Source organism: Paenibacillus sp. FSL R5-0486, assembly GCF_037975155.1.
GTDB lineage: Bacteria > Bacillota > Bacilli > Paenibacillales > Paenibacillaceae > Paenibacillus > Paenibacillus amylolyticus.
Map to the genome: position 1 here is coordinate 3365523 of NZ_CP150237.1, position 17947 is coordinate 3383469.

General features: G+C 44.0%; 15 protein-coding genes. 10 read left to right on the forward strand and 5 right to left on the reverse strand.

Annotated features, from left to right (window positions below; genetic code table 11):
- Positions 1-6: 6 nt before the first annotated feature.
- Positions 7-1437 (reverse strand): PLP-dependent aminotransferase family protein, encoded by a 1431-nt coding sequence (locus MKY01_RS15105; protein WP_339286863.1) that lies wholly within the window; start codon positions 1435-1437, stop codon positions 7-9.
- 285 nt (positions 1438-1722) lie between these two features.
- Here MKY01_RS15105 and MKY01_RS15110 point away from each other — a divergent pair, with 285 nt between their 5' ends.
- The 4 genes from MKY01_RS15110 to MKY01_RS15125 all read left to right on the forward strand — a co-directional run bounded on the left by MKY01_RS15110 (position 1723) and on the right by MKY01_RS15125 (position 6816).
- The gene (locus MKY01_RS15110) at positions 1723-3828 is read left to right on the forward strand and encodes a serine hydrolase domain-containing protein (RefSeq protein ID WP_315372604.1); all 2106 of its coding nucleotides are present in this window, start codon (positions 1723-1725) and stop codon (positions 3826-3828) included.
- Positions 3829-4171: 343 nt separating this feature from the next.
- Positions 4172-5617 carry an amino acid ABC transporter substrate-binding protein/permease gene (locus MKY01_RS15115; protein ID WP_315372603.1) on the forward strand — a complete coding sequence of 482 codons (1446 nt, stop codon included), beginning with the start codon at positions 4172-4174 and terminating at the stop codon, positions 5615-5617.
- Entirely contained in the window at positions 5610-6338 is a 729-nt protein-coding gene (locus MKY01_RS15120; RefSeq protein ID WP_036615952.1) for an amino acid ABC transporter ATP-binding protein, read from the forward strand. Before MKY01_RS15115 ends, MKY01_RS15120 begins: the two co-directional genes overlap by 8 nt.
- Positions 6339-6459: 121 nt before the next feature.
- Positions 6460-6816 carry a hypothetical protein gene (locus MKY01_RS15125; protein ID WP_101313750.1) on the forward strand — a complete coding sequence of 119 codons (357 nt, stop codon included), beginning with the start codon at positions 6460-6462 and terminating at the stop codon, positions 6814-6816.
- Positions 6817-6874: 58 nt separating this feature from the next.
- Here MKY01_RS15125 and MKY01_RS15130 read toward each other — a convergent pair whose 3' ends face one another.
- The 3 genes from MKY01_RS15130 to MKY01_RS15140 all read right to left on the reverse strand — a co-directional run bounded on the left by MKY01_RS15130 (position 6875) and on the right by MKY01_RS15140 (position 9784).
- The gene (locus tag MKY01_RS15130; RefSeq protein ID WP_339286867.1) at positions 6875-8155 is read right to left on the reverse strand and encodes a glycoside hydrolase family 27 protein; all 1281 of its coding nucleotides are present in this window, start codon (positions 8153-8155) and stop codon (positions 6875-6877) included.
- Positions 8156-8263: 108 nt separating this feature from the next.
- A complete protein-coding gene (locus MKY01_RS15135) occupies positions 8264-9145 on the reverse strand; it encodes an AraC family transcriptional regulator (protein WP_339286869.1) in 882 nt (293 codons plus the stop codon).
- A gap of 27 nt (positions 9146-9172) precedes the next feature.
- Positions 9173-9784 carry a TetR/AcrR family transcriptional regulator gene (locus MKY01_RS15140; RefSeq protein ID WP_339286871.1) on the reverse strand — a complete coding sequence of 204 codons (612 nt, stop codon included), beginning with the start codon at positions 9782-9784 and terminating at the stop codon, positions 9173-9175.
- Between the two features lie 138 nt (positions 9785-9922).
- Between MKY01_RS15140 and MKY01_RS15145 the strand changes: the two genes are divergently transcribed.
- From MKY01_RS15145 to MKY01_RS15160, 4 genes are all read left to right on the forward strand, one after another.
- Positions 9923-10684 carry an alpha/beta hydrolase gene (locus MKY01_RS15145; RefSeq protein ID WP_282321443.1) on the forward strand — a complete coding sequence of 254 codons (762 nt, stop codon included), beginning with the start codon at positions 9923-9925 and terminating at the stop codon, positions 10682-10684.
- A gap of 257 nt (positions 10685-10941) precedes the next feature.
- Positions 10942-11376 carry a ribonuclease domain-containing protein gene (locus MKY01_RS15150; RefSeq protein WP_339286874.1) on the forward strand — a complete coding sequence of 145 codons (435 nt, stop codon included), beginning with the start codon at positions 10942-10944 and terminating at the stop codon, positions 11374-11376.
- A 14-nt stretch (positions 11377-11390) separates the two neighbouring features.
- The gene (locus MKY01_RS15155) at positions 11391-11666 is read left to right on the forward strand and encodes a barstar family protein (protein WP_076327603.1); all 276 of its coding nucleotides are present in this window, start codon (positions 11391-11393) and stop codon (positions 11664-11666) included.
- Between the two features lie 275 nt (positions 11667-11941).
- The gene (locus MKY01_RS15160; protein WP_339286877.1) at positions 11942-13636 is read left to right on the forward strand and encodes an ABC transporter substrate-binding protein; all 1695 of its coding nucleotides are present in this window, start codon (positions 11942-11944) and stop codon (positions 13634-13636) included.
- Between the two features lie 115 nt (positions 13637-13751).
- Here MKY01_RS15160 and MKY01_RS15165 read toward each other — a convergent pair whose 3' ends face one another.
- Positions 13752-14621: an AraC family transcriptional regulator gene (locus MKY01_RS15165; protein WP_339286879.1), complete on the reverse strand. Its 870-nt coding sequence runs from the start codon at positions 14619-14621 to the stop codon at positions 13752-13754.
- Between the two features lie 163 nt (positions 14622-14784).
- Here MKY01_RS15165 and MKY01_RS15170 point away from each other — a divergent pair, with 163 nt between their 5' ends.
- Together MKY01_RS15170 and MKY01_RS15175 are read left to right on the forward strand one after the other, a co-directional pair.
- Positions 14785-16302 carry a glycoside hydrolase family 43 protein gene (locus MKY01_RS15170; protein WP_339286880.1) on the forward strand — a complete coding sequence of 506 codons (1518 nt, stop codon included), beginning with the start codon at positions 14785-14787 and terminating at the stop codon, positions 16300-16302.
- Between the two features lie 7 nt (positions 16303-16309).
- Positions 16310-17860, forward strand: a complete 1551-nt coding sequence (locus MKY01_RS15175) for a glycoside hydrolase 43 family protein (protein WP_339286882.1) — start codon at positions 16310-16312, stop codon at positions 17858-17860.
- Positions 17861-17947: the final 87 nt, after the last annotated feature.

Sequence of the window (17947 nt, forward strand, 5' to 3'; positions counted from 1 at the left end):
TCTCCATCATAATACAATCTTTGCAAGCCGATGTATGCCTTCCTCAATCTGCTCCTCATCCACTTTCGCAAAACCTAATATCCATCCTTTTCGATGACTCTCCAAGCAATATCTACTAAGCGGATACACGCGTACACCTTGATCAAGAGCAGCATTTGTCACCGCTTCTTCGTCAAATGACGTTTCAGATTCTAGAAGCATATGTAATCCCGTTTCCACACCACTTAATGTAAATCGTGAGCCTAACCCAGAAGCAACAATGGCTTTGGTCATGACTTCGTGTCTGCGTCGATATATGTTCCGAACTCTTCTCATATGGCGCATAAAATGACCACGCTCAATAAAATGAGTTAGCGTTAATTGTTCCATAATCGGCAGATGACGATAGGTTAATTCATGAACTTGGGTAAGGCGATCGATGGCTATTTTGGGGCCGATGATAGCGGATAGTCGAATGCCAGGTGCAACCATTTTGGAAAAACTCATCATATAAAGCGTATTCTGAGGTTGCTGACTAAATATAGTTGGAAGTGGATCTCCACGGTACCTAAATTCGCTATCGTAGTCATCCTCAACAATCCAATATCGATGATGAGCTGCCAAGTGCATCAATTGTTGCCTGCGTGGCTCCGACATAATAACACCAACGGCGCATTGATGAGAAGGTGTGACAAATACGAGTTTCGTCTGTGGGTGAATATGATCTACACATAATCCATACTCATCAACCGGAACGGGATCGACTTGCATCCGCCGGTATTTCATCGCCATCCAAGCGGCAGGGAAGCCGGGATCTTCAACCGAAACTCTGTCTCCCTCACTTAAGAGAGCCTGGGCAATTAAATCAATGCTATGTTGTGCACCTGAGGTTAACAAGATTTGATCAACATCGATATGAATGCCTCGTTCAAGTGACAAATAACGTTGAATCTGCTCTCTTAACGCCAATAACCCTCTGGCATCACCATAAGCCCAAAGATCCAGATTGGGTTCAGTAGAAGCTTGTAAAAAAGATTGCCTCCAGGCTTTTGTGAAACTTTCATCCAGATAAGGCTCGTGGGGATTAAAATCAATTTCTATTTTGCGATTGTCTCTATTGCCAAACCAACTATGCAGATGACCAATCGATTCGTTTAGTGTAGGCAGATCGGGCGGAATAGGCCCTTGCATCGTGACGCCTTCTGATGAACGAGGTGCATATGTCCAATCACTAACTCTTGTCCCGGCTCGTCGGGAGGTTACCGTATACCCTCGGCTGAATAATTCCTCGTACACAATCTGTATGGTTGAGCGTGAAACACCAATTAATTGAGCAAGTTCACGTGAAGGGAGTAGCAGTTCGCCTGGTTGCCATTTCCCGGTTGTGATATTATGGATCGCTTGATCCAAAAGTTGCTGCCAGATCGGGCGTTGGTCATTCCGATTAACTTTTAGCATTGCTTCAACTCCATTACTCATGGTGAATTATGGATTGCATTTATTTATGTGCTTAGCCATCTTACTGGCACTCCATTGATTGATATACCATTATAGCAAAAGTTTAATTTGCAAACAAAACAAAGCTGAACTAAAGCGATTTTTACCGTGTGTCCAACCTATTTTGGTCGGTCCTGCTTGGTTCATACTCGATTCATATTCAAGCCACAGACAGTTCATCTTCTTCGGTTACACTACGGGAGTACGAACACAGAGATTCCTAATCCATAGACTAGACAGGAGAAGATGAGATTGACACGAAAGAAACGAACGTCTATCGCCGCCATAACTTTGGTGTTTGCAATGATGTCCCCAATGTCGGCCATGGCCACACCCGCTACCAGTAACGGTAGTAGCTCTACGTATGATCTAACTAAAAAGGCAGTAAGTGCAAAGGCCAAGGTACTCACTGAATCATACGCTACGACAAGTGTGCAGTACGCACTGATGGATGAGGGTGAGATTGTGATCTCCGGTCAGGCAGGAAAAAGCGACCTGATAAACAACATCCCGCTTTCTTCAGATACTATGTATGGCATTGGTTCAACCAGCAAAATGATGCTCACAACCGCCGTAATGAAGCTAGTGGACCAGGGCAAGATCGATCTTGATGAGCCTGTCGTGAAGTATATTCCGGACTTTAAAATGAAAGACAAGCGTTACCAACAGATTACACCACGCATGTTACTGAATCATTCATCCGGGCTTCTAGGAACGTCAAGTAACAGTGCAATACTGTTTGGAGATAATGATACCTATGCACATGATACGTTACTGGAACAATTGGCGACGCAACATCTGAAGGCCGATCCTGGCGCATACTCGGTGTATAGTAATGACGGTTTTACATTAGCTGAAATTTTGGTTGAGCGGGTCAGTGGCATGGACTTCACAACTTTCATGCACCGGTACATAACCGAGCCTCTTGGTATGGAGCATACCAAAACACCGCAGGATATTGTAGAGCTTAGCAAGATGGCAGCAACATATGCCCCTTCGGATGAGGAGAAACTTCCATTAGAGACTACAAATATGATTGCCTCGGGAGGCATCTATTCCACCGCTGAAGATCTGGTTCAGTTCTCGAAAATCTTTACAGGTGAGGTTGAAGGTGTTCTTTCGGAGGAATCCGTAGAGGCCATGGAGCAAGAAGAATACAAGAGAGGCATGTGGCCGGAAGAAGGCGATTCTTCTATTGGTTACGGCCTGGGCTGGGACAGCGTGAACCTGTTTCCTTTTAATGATTACGGCATCCAGGCAGTAAGCAAAGGTGGCAATACAATAACCTATCATTCCTCCTTGATTGTGTTACCGGAATATAATATGGCTGCTGCCGTAACCTCTTCGGGTGGTCATAGCTCAACGGATCAATTGCTGGCAACTGAGCTGTTGCTTGGCGCGCTTGAGGAGAAGAATATCATTCCAGAGCGTAAGCCGGAGAAGTCACATGATGCACCGGTGAAAACAAACATGCCGAAGGAACTTAAACAGCACACAGGCATGTACGCGGGTGGGGCAAACATGTTAATGAAGATGGACGTAAAAGATAATGGGCAATTAACGCTATCTAATCTGTCGTCTCCTAACAGTTCTGATCAGTCCTATACGTACACCGCTGATGGCTCATTTGTTAATGATGCGGCTACGGAAAAGCTGAAATTCGTTCAGGAAGTCAACGGGCACACATATTTGTGGTCTCGCTCGTATCAGTCTGTTCCTGGACTTGGACAAGTTGCTTCCTCGGAATATAAAGCAGAAAAGCTTGAAAACAATGAATTGTCTGCAGAAGTAAAGGCCGCATGGCAGAAACGGGAAGGCAAAGCCTACGTCTTGGTCAATGAAAAATACACATCAACACTGTACAACGCAGCGATGCCGATGATTCCCATTCATACTTTTAATGAGCTGCCGGGTTATGTCTACACGAATAAAATCGTTGGAGCTAACCAAGCTGTGAACCAATTGCAAATTCCTGGATTAGCGGGCCGTGACACGATGGAGTTTAATTTCTATGAGGAAAATGGCGTGGAATATGTTACAGCTGGAGGCAACGTTTATGCTGCTCAAGACATCATCAAACCGATCTATGCGGGAAAACAATCGAAGACAACGATTCAGGCAAATGGTCATGCCACATGGTATTCGATTCCTGCATCAGCTGCAGGTAAAGAAATGACGGTCAAGATGTCTGCAAACAGCGCATTTGCTGTATATAACCAAGCTGGCATAGGCATTAATCATACAGTGGTCAGTGGACAAAACGAAATTGTATTGCCTGAGAACGGAACTATTGTATTCGCGGGTGAAGCTGGTTCGAAGTTCGAGATTGTATTGACAACCAGAGCAAATTAATAGATTATAAAAAACTGTACAATAAAAAGTCGCGGAAATCGCGGCTTTTTTGAGTTTTAAATTTTAAATAATACGTTTTAAAGTAAATGTACCTTTTTTCAGATTCACAATGTAATATTGGGTTTCGCGAAGCTTACCTAAAGGGTAAGTATTAAAAGGACTTTTACTGGTTGGAAAAAAATGATGGAGGAAAATGTTGCAAGTGGAAAGGCAAAGCATTGATTGTTAATATACAGTAAATAATAACAATCAAATGGGCAGAAGATCGACAAAAAGCATAACCGTAATACCGATTCCAAAGAAAATAATGATTATTCGGACAATACCGAGACGGGGAGGACACATGAAAACAACGAAGATCTCATTTTTTATACTTTCACTGATGCTGCTCCTGGTGAGCGGTCTATCAGGATGGGTAGGGAACGCTGCCGCAACGTCCGATTCCGGTAAAACCTATGTTATCGGAACTGATGTCACATTTGCTCCATTCGAATATGAAGATGAGAATGGTGATTTTGTTGGTATCGACATGGATTTGCTGGATGCCATCGCCAAAGATCAAAATTTCAAGTATCAAATCAAATCCCTGGGATTTAACGCGGCTGTACAGGCACTTGAGGCCAATCAGGTCGATGGTGTAATCGCAGGGATGAGTATTACGGATGAGCGAAAAGCGAAATTTGATTTTTCAGAGCCATATTATGATTCAGGCGTTGTTATGGGGATTAGTTCCAATAATGATACCATTAAAAGTTACGAAGATCTTCGTGGTAAAAAGGTCGCTGTAAAAACGGGAACAGAAGGGTACAGCTTTGCTGAGTCCATCGCCTCAAAATATGGCTTTACCGTTGTCCCATTCGATGAATCATATCAAATGTATGATGATGTAAAGACCGGTAATTCGGTGGCCTGTTTTGAAGATGAACCCGTTCTAAGGTATGGGGTAAAGCAGAATAATGGTTTAAAAATCGTTACCGCCAAAGAAGACGGGGCTTCCTACGGATTTGCGGTAAGTAAGGGTAAAAATCAGGAACTTCTGGAGATGTTCAATGCTGGTCTTGTGAATATCAAAGCTAACGGTGAGTACAAGCGCATTATCGAAGAATATGTTGGAGAGAATGCCCAAGTCGCAAATCTGGGGCGTTGGGAGTTAATACAGAAATCTCTTCCTGCACTTTTTAAAGGTCTGGGAAAAACACTTTTATACACGATTGTGTCCCTGTTCTTCGCGTTTATCATCGGTCTGATTTTCGGATTTATGAAGGTGGGACAGAACAAATTCCTTCGTGGTGTTGCCACCGTATTTGTGGATATCTTCCGCGGTATTCCGCTGATCGTCCTGGCATTCTTTATCTATTTCGGGATTCCACAGGCGATGGGCTTCACGATGCCATTGTTCCTGGCGGCTATTCTGACACTTAGTCTGAATGCAGGGGCGTACGTAACCGAGATTATCCGAGGCGGAATTCAATCGATTGATCGTGGTCAGATGGAAGCTGCCCGTTCATTGGGCATTCCTTATCGCAAAGCGATGATAAAGATCGTTATTCCGCAGGCAGTGCGGGTTATGATTCCGTCCTTCATTAACCAGATGGTTATCACGTTGAAGGATACGTCAATCTTATCCGTTATTGGTCTCGTAGAGTTGACACAATCGGGTAAAATTGTTATTGCAAGAACGTTCTCCTCTTTTGACATTTGGTTAACGGTTGCGGTTATGTATCTGATTGTCATTATCACATTGACCAAAATTGCTGATTATCTGGAGGTGAAGGTTCGTCGTGGCTAAAATAAAAGTTGAAGGTTTGAAGAAAAGTTTCGGCTCGAATCAGGTCCTCAAGGGAATTGATGTGGCGGTCAACGAAGGAGAAGTTGTCTGTGTCATCGGGCCTTCCGGTTCGGGAAAAAGTACCTTCTTGCGCTGCATTAACCAATTAGATGTGATTACGGCAGGCCGGGTTATTGTGGATGATCAGGATCTGAATGACCCTAAAACCAACCTGAACAAAGCTCGCGAAAATATTGGAATGGTATTTCAACATTTTAACTTGTTCCCTCATTTTAGTGTGCTTAAAAACATCATGTTTGCGCCCAGAGAACTCGGGATATTAAATGCACAGCAGGCTCGTGATACAGCACTCAAATTACTTGAGCGTGTGGGTCTGTCTGATAAAGCAGAGAGCTTCCCAACACAACTGTCAGGTGGACAAAAACAACGTGTAGCTATCGCTCGTGCGCTTGCTATGAATCCGGATGTTATGTTATTTGATGAACCGACGTCGGCGCTTGACCCTGAGATGGTAGGAGAAGTCCTCGGTGTTATGAAGGACCTCGCGAGCGAAGGCATGACGATGATGATTGTTACCCATGAGATGGGTTTTGCTCGTGAAGTAGCTGATCGTGTGATCTTCATGGACGGTGGTTATATTGTCGAGCAGGGCACTCCTGAAGAGATATTTGGAAATCCGAAGAATGAACGGACGATCAGCTTTTTGGAAAAGGTACTCTAGCACTGAATCGAGAATGAATACATTGAAAGTCGCTATTTTAGCGGCTTTTTTTGTTATATTTATGAGGTGATTTAATAGAAAGACCGAACAAACTAAGCCAAGAAAGTGAGGTCTATACTCTATGGAAAACGTGTCACAAGAAGATCAACTGCAATCCATTAAAGCCTTTCAATCAACCATCCGCAAATCGGAAAATGCCTTAGTGAATATGACTCAGAAAAGGAATAACACAACATTGTTACAGAAACGTCTCCAAGCTTTATACATCGGCCTAGCACTGTTGGAAAAGGTATGGAATCAGAAATCTCATCCCTACACGGAGGAAGATATCGCAGAAGCTCGTCTTGTCTTGATGGGATTGTTCCCATCTCTAGAGAGCATGTATGCCAATTCCAAAGAAGGTAGCCCACAAAAGACTCTTCTAGAAAGAAGGATTAAAGCATTTCATCTGGCCGTTCAAGCCATGGATACATACTGATGAAATGAGAGAGAGGTCTGTCTAATGAACGACAGACCTCTCTTTTTCTTTTGCAAGCTTAGGAAAACCGATAGAGACGCACACCGTGCACAGGTACAGTAGTAACTAAGGAATTCTCTGTTAATTGAGCTGCTTCTTGGCTCCACAATTCGGTACCTTCGGTAATGCCGGACAGTCCAACCTCATCAATGGACAGATCCACAGGTAGAGCATTCTCGCCGATGTTAAACACAGCGACGTAAGAGGAACCATCCGTATGCTGGGCAGTCCACACAATAAGATCTTCTTTGTGTAAGGCTTCTCTGGCTCCGTAACTCTCGCGATGCATTCGCAGAACCTCACGATTAGTTAGCAGGGATAGTGTCCAGTCATCGTTATCTCGCAGTTCACCACCAAAGATGAGCGGGGAACGGAAGATGCTCCACAGTGACATCATCGTCAACTGCTCGTCAGGTGTGAACCGAGTCCAGCGATCTGCTCCACCACCGTCTACAGAACGGATACCGATATGACCCAAAGGCAACATATCACAGTCTGGCCAGCAGCCTGCTTTGGGAACGCTCTGCCACGTCCGGCAGCGGTCGAACATATCCAATAACAGTGGCCAGAGGTCCCAGAAGTCGTCCGTGACACGCCACATGTTGGCATGATCAGCCAAGAATTCTGAGTATTCTACTGGAGCAGGGCCAGGAGAGAGACTTAGTACCATGGGCCGACCGGAGCGCTCAATCGCTTTGGATATCATTTCGATCTCAGGCTGATGGGTGTCATAGAGCCTTGAAGCAGCAATATCGTCAACCTTCACCAAGTCAACGCCCCATTGTGCATACAGTTCAAAAAGCGAATCGTAGTAGGCTTGTGCGCCTTCTTTTGAGCTATCAACACCATACATATCTGTATTCCACGGACAGATGGAGTTAGGATGAGCAATATCGCGCGCAGTGGCGGTTGTTCCCAGAATCGGAGTAGCCTCATGTGCAGCTTGACGTGGAATACCACGCATGATGTGAATGCCGAATTGCAGCCCCAGACTATGAACGTAGTCGGATAATGGCTTGAATCCCTGTCCACCTGCAGCGGAGGGAAACCGATTCTCGGCAGGCATAAGTCGCGAATATTCATCCATGATGAGTGGAACGAACGGACGATATTGCGAAGAATTGGCCAAAGGCTCGTACCATTGAATGTCGACCGTAATATAGCTCCAGCCGAAGTCTTTAAGATGTTCTGCCATGTACTCGGCGTTGCCACGAATTTCGTCTTCCGTAACGGCTGCGCCGTAACAATCCCAGCTGTTCCAGCCAAGCGGTGGAGTTGATGCTGCAAGTGTATGATTCATGGGAATGCTCCTTTATGGATTAATTATTGCTCTCGCTCAATTCATCATAATAAAGGATTTTATTAATATCTATAGTAATGTTGAGTGTCGAATAGCAAAATATTGCGGTTAGTCGAAGAACAATTTACGGTACACAAGGCTTTCTCCTCCACTACGAAATTCACCTGGCGTAACGCCTGTTATGCTGCGAAAGGCTTTGATAAAATAACTTCCGCTGGAATACCCAACTTGCTCGGCGATGACTTCAATGCTAAGAGAAGTTCCGCGCAGCAGTTCCATTGCTTTCTCGGTACGTACACGGGTTAGATAAGAACCAGGCGTCAAGCCCGTACTGGAGGAAAAGCGACGTATAAAGTGATATTTGGAAAGGGAAATATGCTCCGCTAGGTGATCGATACTGATCATCTTGGAGTAGTTGTTTTCTATGTATTCAACGGCTATTTGAATGTTTTCAGACCAATTCTCCCTGTTGCGCAATGTTGTTCTCTGTAATCGCGTTAATTCTGTCATGAACTGATATACGCTGGATGATGCGATCAGAGGATCAGTTATTCTGCCTGTTGCCGCATCAGTCACGATCATCCGCAACAGTCGGATGGGTGTACAATCAGCGGGAAGATAGGGAACTTCTCCCGCTTCACGAAGAAATTTTCTCCAATGGGGCAGAATAAGAGTGGGTCTGAACAGCAGGAACAGAAACTCCCAAGGCTCTTTTGATGCTGAATGGTAGTAATAGCGATGTAGCCCTGGAATTTCTGCCAAAAAAGCTTGTCCTGCGGTAACATGATGGATGCGATTATTCGACTCAAATACACCTTCACCCGAGATTGTATATTGGAATAACAGGAGAGGCCCGTCCGAACGTTCGAGTCCATCCCAATGATAAGAAGGATCGGTTATTGAATCACATCCAGCCGCATACAGTACACACAGTTGGAGCTCCTTGTCTTCCGCGAATCGAAACCCATAGGTTCCTCTAGGGATATTCATGTCAGCTCTCCTTGTTGCCCTGAATTTTTACTGCGCTCCGCGAATGAAAATATCTACTAGCTTTTGGCCCAATGAAAGATTGGAACCATATTTATGCAGGTTATCTTCCCGGTTACCCATTAACATCAATGTCGAGAAAGTCTCTGCGAGGAAAAATGGATCGTCCGTTCGCAGTCTGTTTTCATCCATTGCCCGTTGGAAATGGGAGGCTAACACTTCATGAATCTGATGCTCCGCGTTGCGTATATCCTGAATTTGAGCTGGTTCAAGAAAAGGCTCAGCTTCTCTGAGCATGGTTTCAATCTCCGCATGTGGATTGCCCAGTCTGGCCTCTGCCAATCGCACAAGTCCCGACTCCAGATTCTCGGCCTGATCAAGGATATGCGAGGTTAAACGGCTCACATTGTGTAACATCGTTGTAAAGGCAACATTAAAAAGCTCTGGTTTGCTGGTGAAATGATAATAAATGGTTGGTTTTGATACGCTACATGTTTTGCCAATCTGCTGAAGCGTGACTGTTTCGTAGCCATACTCCATGAATAACTGTGAAGCAGTTTGAATAATGGTTTGCTGAATTGAGATATCGTCGTTGCCATGTTTGGGTCTTCCAGGCAATCGTTTGGGTGATTTTTCTGTCATTGGACTTCCCTCCATGAATATTTTATGACAAATAACGATAGTAAGCAAAATCATCTTGTAATTATACTTACCGGTAAGTATAATTATGAAGAGTTAAAAAAGGCATATCATTATCCTCATATTAAGGTGGTTATAAGGTTGAAAACAGCACAACGTACTAACAAATGGAAGAAAATAATTATGTGGACCATCTTGTCCATTGTTATCATCGTGGCCGGGGTTTACGTATATCTCAATTCGGTTACGTATAGTCCGACTGAGCGAGCTGAAACGGCGATGACAAGTGATGCTCAGGTTATTGTCGCCAAGATTAAGGACGGTTACCGATTCGAACCCGTGGGTACAGAGATAACCAAACCGAATATTATTTTTTATCCAGGTGGTCTGGTTGAACCTGAAAGTTATTCTCCACTTGCCAGAGAAATGGCAGAACAGGGTCACCGCGTATATATCGCGAACATGCCAATAAACTTGGCGATTTTCGGTCAGAACAAGGCTGATTCCTTTATCGAGGAACATCCTGACGAAGCGTTTGTTATTGGTGGCCATTCGTTGGGAGGGTCATTTGCATCACGGTATGCTACGGAGCACAATGAGAAGTTGGAAGGTGTCTTTTTCTTGGCTTCTTATGCAGATGAAGGAGGGAGCGTAAAGAATACGGACTTGTCTATCTTACAGATTACAGGCTCGGATGACGGAGTGCTTAACTGGGAAGACTGGGAGAACTCCAAAGCAAATCTTCCGGAAGACACGACATATGTGAGTATTGAGGGTGGAAATCACGGTCAATTTGGCTCATACGGCATGCAAAAAGGAGATAATCAGCCTGCCATTACGGAAGATAAGCAGTTGGAAGAGGTTGTTGTAGCCCTAGAGAACTGGATGGATACATTAAATTAAACTATTAAATGAATGTGTTGAATGGTAATGATCGTGGTACGATTAAAGTCGCTATTTTAGCGGCTTTTTTTGTTGTAGAATAAAAATAATGCTTCAATGGAGCAAGGCAACAGCTTTAATTGATTGAATTTCAACTCCATAATAGGCTTACAGAATTGCTTTAATTACCACAAATCGTTAACATTAGAAGCATTGTCATCGAAATAGCACCAAAACGGAAGACAGCAAGAGCAAGAACATCAAAAGGAGAAAAGATTATGTTTTTCAGAAAATTTGCTTACACGTTAGTGATCATCCTCGCTGCATTATTGTTCTCAGGTTGTACGTCAGAGTCTTTGCGTGATCTCGGATCACCTCAAGTTTCGGAGGATATGGGATTTGATGAGGTTGCCAATTATATCTCGGAACACAATGAACTCCCACCAAATTACATTACCAAGAAAGAGGCCAGAGATCTGGGATGGGAACCAAGCGAAGGTAACCTGCGAGAAGTCGCTCCAGGCAAAAGCATCGGCGGCGACGTGTTCAGGAACCGGGAAGGATTACTCCCCCAAAAAAAAGGCCGGATTTGGTACGAAGCCGATATAAATTACTCAGGAGGACGGCGCGGAAGCGACCGAATTCTATACTCGAATGACGGTCTAATCTACCAGACGACAGATCATTACAAGTCATTTGAACAGTTAAAATAAACGGAGGAAATGATATGAGCATCATTCAGATTAACGGAAACGACTTTCACAGCAAGGAAGAGCTTCATCAAATTTTGCAGAACCAGCTTGAGTTAGACGAAAGTTATGGAGGCAATTTGGACGCACTATGGGATGTCTTAACTGGGGCTGTAAGCATGCCGCTTACTTTTCAATGGATTGGCTTCGAGAAAAGTAAAGAAATTCTTGGAGAATACGCTGATCAAGTCATGGAATTGTTGCGGGAAGTTGAAGCAGAAATCCAAGGATTTACGTTAGAACTATATTATTGAAAAGTAGGTTTGGTTTTATGAGGCGATGGGCAACCATCGCTTTTTTGGTCTTCACATTTTTACTGAGACTCATGTCTAGATCATGCTATTTTCATGGCTTAATAATCAAGGTTGGGGTTATTAGACTTCCTTATACTTTAAACATGGAATAGGGTAGGCAGGGTTGTAGTCGTTTACTAACGGTTGAATATGTAAGCGTATACTATCTCAAAGTGAACCATCGTAATGTCTGGATTGGTTATTACGACTAACATCATTTAGGGGGCAGAAAAATAATGAGAGCCGTATCAAAAGTGCTAGGAGCATGTCTCGTAACAAGTGTTGTGTTAGTTTCCGCCGGTTGCGGAAATGCTGGAGAGAATTCCGAATCCAATACGAGTGACACCAACAGCCCGATCACATTTACCTTCTTCGGCGCAGATGCAAGTCCCAACTGGAACAAAATGCAGGATGCGGTAGGGAAAAAAATTACGGAAGAAACCGGTGTAAGCATTGATGCTGAATTCGATATTTCGAGCGGAGGCGGAAACGACCGTATTTCCTTGATGGCTGCAAGCGGTGATTATCCGGATTTGATTTTCCCCAAAGGTAACTTGACCAGACTCGTTGATGCCGGGGCAATGATTGATCTGACGGATCTGATCGAAGAACACGCCCCCAACTTGAAAAAGATCTACGGTGAGCACTTCAATCGGTTGAAATACAGCAATGACGATCCTTCAATCTATTGGATTCCAACGAATGGTGCGATCGATCAGGTCAGCTTTGATGCGACGAATGGTACTGCCATTCAACATCGTGTAGTCAAGGAACTCGGGTATCCTGAGATCAAAACCTTAAACGATTTCGAAAATGTGCTACGTGAATATTACGAGAAACATCCGACCACAGATGATGGCCAACCCACAATTCCGCTGACGCTTAGTGCAGATGGATGGCGGCGAATGATCACTGTTACTGATCCCGCTGTCATGTCTACTGGAGGACCTGGAGATGGTGAATATTTCATCAATCCGGACACCTACGAAGCCGTTCTGCATTACAAACGTCCCGAGGAGAAGGAATATTTCCGGTGGTTGAACAAGATGTACAATGAAGGCTTGCTGGATAAGGACAGTTTTGTTCAGAAGGATGACCAGTATAAGTCCAAAATCGCCAGTGGTCGCGTGTTATCCTTGCTTGATCCAAGCTGGGGATTCAGTGATGCGGAAAATGCTTTGAAAAGTGCAGGGAAAGACGACATGACCTACGGATTCTATCCGGTCACGCTAGATGACAACTTTCAGCGTAAAGATTTCCAGAATATTGGCTTTGACGGTTATGGCATTGGCATAACTGTAGATTGTGAAGATCCTGTCCGGGCTATTAAATTTTTGGACTGGATGTCTTCTGAAGAAGGGCAAGTATTGAGAAACTGGGGCGTTGAAGGCGAGCAATATAACGTGGAAGACGGTGTTCGCACCATCCCAGCCGATGTACAGGAACGTAAAAACAAAGACAATAACACATTCACCAAAGAAACCGGAGTAGGCTTGTATTACATTTTTGGTGCTCATTACGGGGATGGCGTCAAAGATTCAACGGATAACTACTATACAACGAATTATCCTGAACAGATTCAGCAAAGTTATTCCGATGAGGAAAAAGAAGCTTTGAAAGGTTATGGCATCACCACATGGAAGGACTTGTTCCCTTCCGAAAAGGAGTTTCCGGTGAAAGAGTGGGGTGCTGCTTACAATATGCCGATTCCTTCGGATAGCGGGGATTATAACGTTGTGTATCAGAAAACGCAGGATATTATTCAGAAACGGATCGCCGAAGCGATTACATCCTCTCCGAGTGCCTTTGAAGGCATATACGACAATATGATTACCGAACTTGATAATGCAGGTGCAGTAGCCATGGAACAGCAGTATACGGAGTGGATTAAAGATCGCGTTCGATTGTGGACGGGTAAAGAGATCAATTAACTGGCGTATAATAATAATGAGTTGTTTGCAGATCCGAAGTATATCAAGAACTAAAAAACATCAAGCCATGAAGGATGGCTTGATGTTTTTTAGTTTACATTGAATGAGCTTGTCATTATTTTGGCAAAGCTTCCATTGCATCACGTCTTTGTTTGATATATCTACCAGGGGAGATGCCGACCATTTTGGTGAAACTGCGAATAAAATTGGCATAGTCACTAAAGCCCGATTGAAAGCATGCATCCGTAATACTCATTCCTTCAGACAGGTGAAATTTGGCCCGTTCAATACGACGACCCAAAATGTAGGAACGGATGGTCAATCCAGTATGCTTTTTGAACTGGCGGCTGATATAAGTACTGTTCATGTAGAACACTTCGGCAAGTTTGCGAAGTGTAATGTCTTGATTTAGATGTGTTTCAATATAATCCATGGTTTCACGAACTAGTTCAGGCATAATGTCATTGGGAACAAAGGAATTGTTATGAAACCAGACGTTAATCATGACCAACAATTGGGCTACGGCTGCATTTATTTTGATATCGGTGCCATACGCATCGGAAGCAAGCAATCCTTCCAGTTCGTTTGTACATTGCAGCATCCGCTTCAAGTTATCGTCGTCTAAATGTACGATGTTGCCTGTTCCTTTGGGGCGATGATCAAAACATGACGATAGATTGGTTGATGGTGTGGAAAGCTGAAACAGATATGTTTTTTTGAGATTGATTGTAATTCGCTCATACTCAGATTCATCCAGAATAAAGGCTCGGTGCATCTCCTCGGGTGACATCACAAGCAGATCGCCAGGCTGTACATGGTAACATCGATTTTCTACATAAAAGTGAACGTTACCACGAAGAAACAGGTAGATCTCGTATGCATTATGGCGATGATAGATCGTTTCCAGCTTATACGTCGTTACGCTGTGTAGATATAAGAGCTCAGGCTGGATGGGATCATAAAAACACTCAGAGGATCCATTCATGAAGTACCTCCCGTCATTTCACGCAATAAATAGAGCGGTTAACGCAATGAAATTGTACTCAGCTTACCTTAAAATGTAATCATCCTATCATGTTACCTTTTGTATTGCAAACGCTTTCTCGTAAAAAAACACAACTAAAAACGATTATAGGGGGATTCTTTTGATGAATCATCATTCCACACCACAAGCTGGTGAGCAAAAGCAAGATCAAGTTGCCAATCTGGAGAGTATTCCAGGGGAGATTGGAAAGCTTCGTCCCAACGGTAACCCTCTGGTGGCCCACAAATTCGGAGCGGATCCCTATGCTTTGGTATTTAACAATCGAGTCTACTTATATATGACTAGTGATAAGCTGGAATATGATAAGGACGGTCTTCCTCAGAAAAACAGCTACAGTTCAATCAACCGGATTACGGTCATTTCTTCGGATGACTTAATCAACTGGACCGATCACGGGGAGATCAGAGTTGCTGGACCGCAAGGCGCAGCAACATGGGCTTCGCAATCCTGGGCCCCGGCAGCTGCTCATCGAAACTTGGAGGGCAAGGACTGTTTCTTTCTTTATTTCGCCAACAATGCCAGTGGAATAGGTGTACTGTCTGCACCCACACCTGTAGGTCCATGGATAGATCCTATAGGACAGGCACTTATTACAAGAGAGACTCCGGGAGTGGAGGAAGTAACCTGGCTATTTGATCCGGCTGTCATTGTAGATGATGATCAGCAGGCCTACATCTATTTCGGTGGTGGTATTCCACAGGGGAAAGCAGAAAGACCGGATACGGCAAGAGTTATGCGATTGGGAGACGATATGATCAGCGTTGTTGGCAAAGCGAAGGTTATTCAGGCGCCTTATATGTTTGAAGATTCAGGGATACATAAATATAATAATAGTTACTACTTTACGTATTGTTCCAATTTTATTGAGGGCGATCGGCCAGATGGCAGCCCACCACCTGGTGAGATTGCATATATGACCAGTGTTCAGCCAATGGGGCCATGGACATATCAGGGTACGTTACTCCAGAATCCTGGACACTTTTTTAATATTGGCGGCAACAATCACCATGCTATATTTCAACTATCGGATCAGTGGTACATTGCCTATCATGCCCAGACATTATGCCAAGCCATGAATATCCCAGAAGGTTACCGGTCAACACATCTTAATCGAGTCGAACATGATGAGGCCACGGGTAAGATCAAGAAGGTACATGCCGATTATCAGGGCGTAGATCAAATCAAGTGCTTCGATCCCTATGGGCGGGTAAGCGGTTCGACGATTGGATGGAGTAGCGGAGTATCAACAGAGCAATATTTTGACTCTGGTGAGATGTCTGCATCAGATTCGAATATGATCTCCGCTAAGCTGCATAATGACAGCTGGATAGCTATATCCAAGGTCGACTTTGAAAGTGAAGGACCTACAACCTTCACAGCCACGATTGCGAATCAAGGAACCGAAGGTACGTTAGAACTTCGACTTGATCGTACAGACGGACTGTTAATTGGAGAAATCATTGTTCCACCTGCAACCGAATCTCTTCAATGGATGGAACTAACAACTAATGTTACGGGTGCGAAAGGTGTGCAAGACTTGTATATTAAGCTTAAAAGTTCAACAGACAGCCCAACCATCCTTTTAAGAGAATGGAAGTTTAATAGACAAAATGAGGTGTAATTAAAGCATGTATCCGAATCCGATTATTTGGGCCGATTACCCGGATCTTGATGTTATTCGTGTAGATGACACATATTATATGGTCAGTACAACCATGCATATGATGCCGGGATGTGTCATCCTGCGTTCATATGATCTGATCCATTGGGAAGTAGCCACATATGTATACGACACATTGGACGATACACCTGCACAACGGCTGGTGGATGGTCATCACGTTTATAGTAAAGGCATGTGGGCTGCATCACTCCGCTATCATCAAGGAATGTTCTATGTGATCTTTGTTGCGAATGATACCCGTAAGACATACTTATATACGTCGACCTCCATCTCGGGAGTATGGAAGAAACAGATCGTGGAAGGGTTTTACCATGATTGCTCCTTATTTTTTGACGATGATGAACGAGCATATCTCGTGTACGGTAATACCGAGATCTATCTGACCGAATTAAGCTCTGATCTGTCCGGGCCCAAACCTGGTGGAGTGCATCGCTTGATTGTAAAAGACGAGCAACCTCATCACCTTGGTTATGAAGGAGCACATTTTTACAAGATCAATGGTAAATATATTGTGTTCCTGATTCATATCACGAAAGCTTCCGGACGTAGAACACAGGCGTTTTATATGGCAGATTCTCTGGAAGATGTCTTCACTGGTGGAGAAGTATTTAATGACGATATGGATTATTTCAATTCAGGTGTTGCTCAGGGCGGTATCGTGGATACGCCGGATGGAGACTGGTATGCAATGCTGTTTCAGGATCATGGGGCTGTTGGCCGGGTTCCTGTTTTGGTTCCGCTACACTTTGATCAAGGTATACCGGTCTTTGCAAACAAAGCGCCGAAGCAGATTGATATCCCGAGCACGAGACCAGAGCACCGTTATAACCCGTTAGTAGGTAGCGACAGTTTCAATTATGAACCCGAAGAAGATGGAAGCGTCCGCCTCCGTGATTTTTGGCAATGGAATCATACACCTAATCATGAACTCTGGTCCGTTACAGAGAAATCGGGGGTGTATCGTGTTCGAACGGGACAGATCAGCCCAAATCTGACGTTTGCGGTAAACACACTAACCCAGCGTTCAATGGGGCCCGCTTGCGAAGCAATAGTTACGCTTGACGGCAGTCGTCTGAATGATGGGGATTATGCCGGGTTGTGCTTTCTGATCGGTTCGTACGGTATGATCGCTCTCACGAAGCAGGATAGTAAGTTTTACTTGGTCATGCATGCCAGAGATAGTGAGGATTCCACCATATTTGGCAATCTGATCGACCAGAAGCCAGCCACTGAACATGAACGTATCCCGGTATCAGATCCAGTAGTTAAACTAAAAGCATTCGGAAATTTTGAGAACAATCTGGATGAGTGCTCTTTTGCCTATTTCGATGGAACTGAATGGAGAGATATAGGGATTGTCCACAAAATGATATATAAACTGGATCATTTTATGGGTTGTCGAACGGGGTTGTTTGTATATTCAACTGAGATAGCTGGAGGAACAGCTGACTTTTCGAATTTTGAATATCGCATGATCAATCCTGATGAGAAACAATAAAGATACGCAAAAGCCGCCCAATGGCGGCTTTTCGTATTCAATGAGTACAAGTTGTTGTACAATGATATGGATTAAAGTTGACAGAGA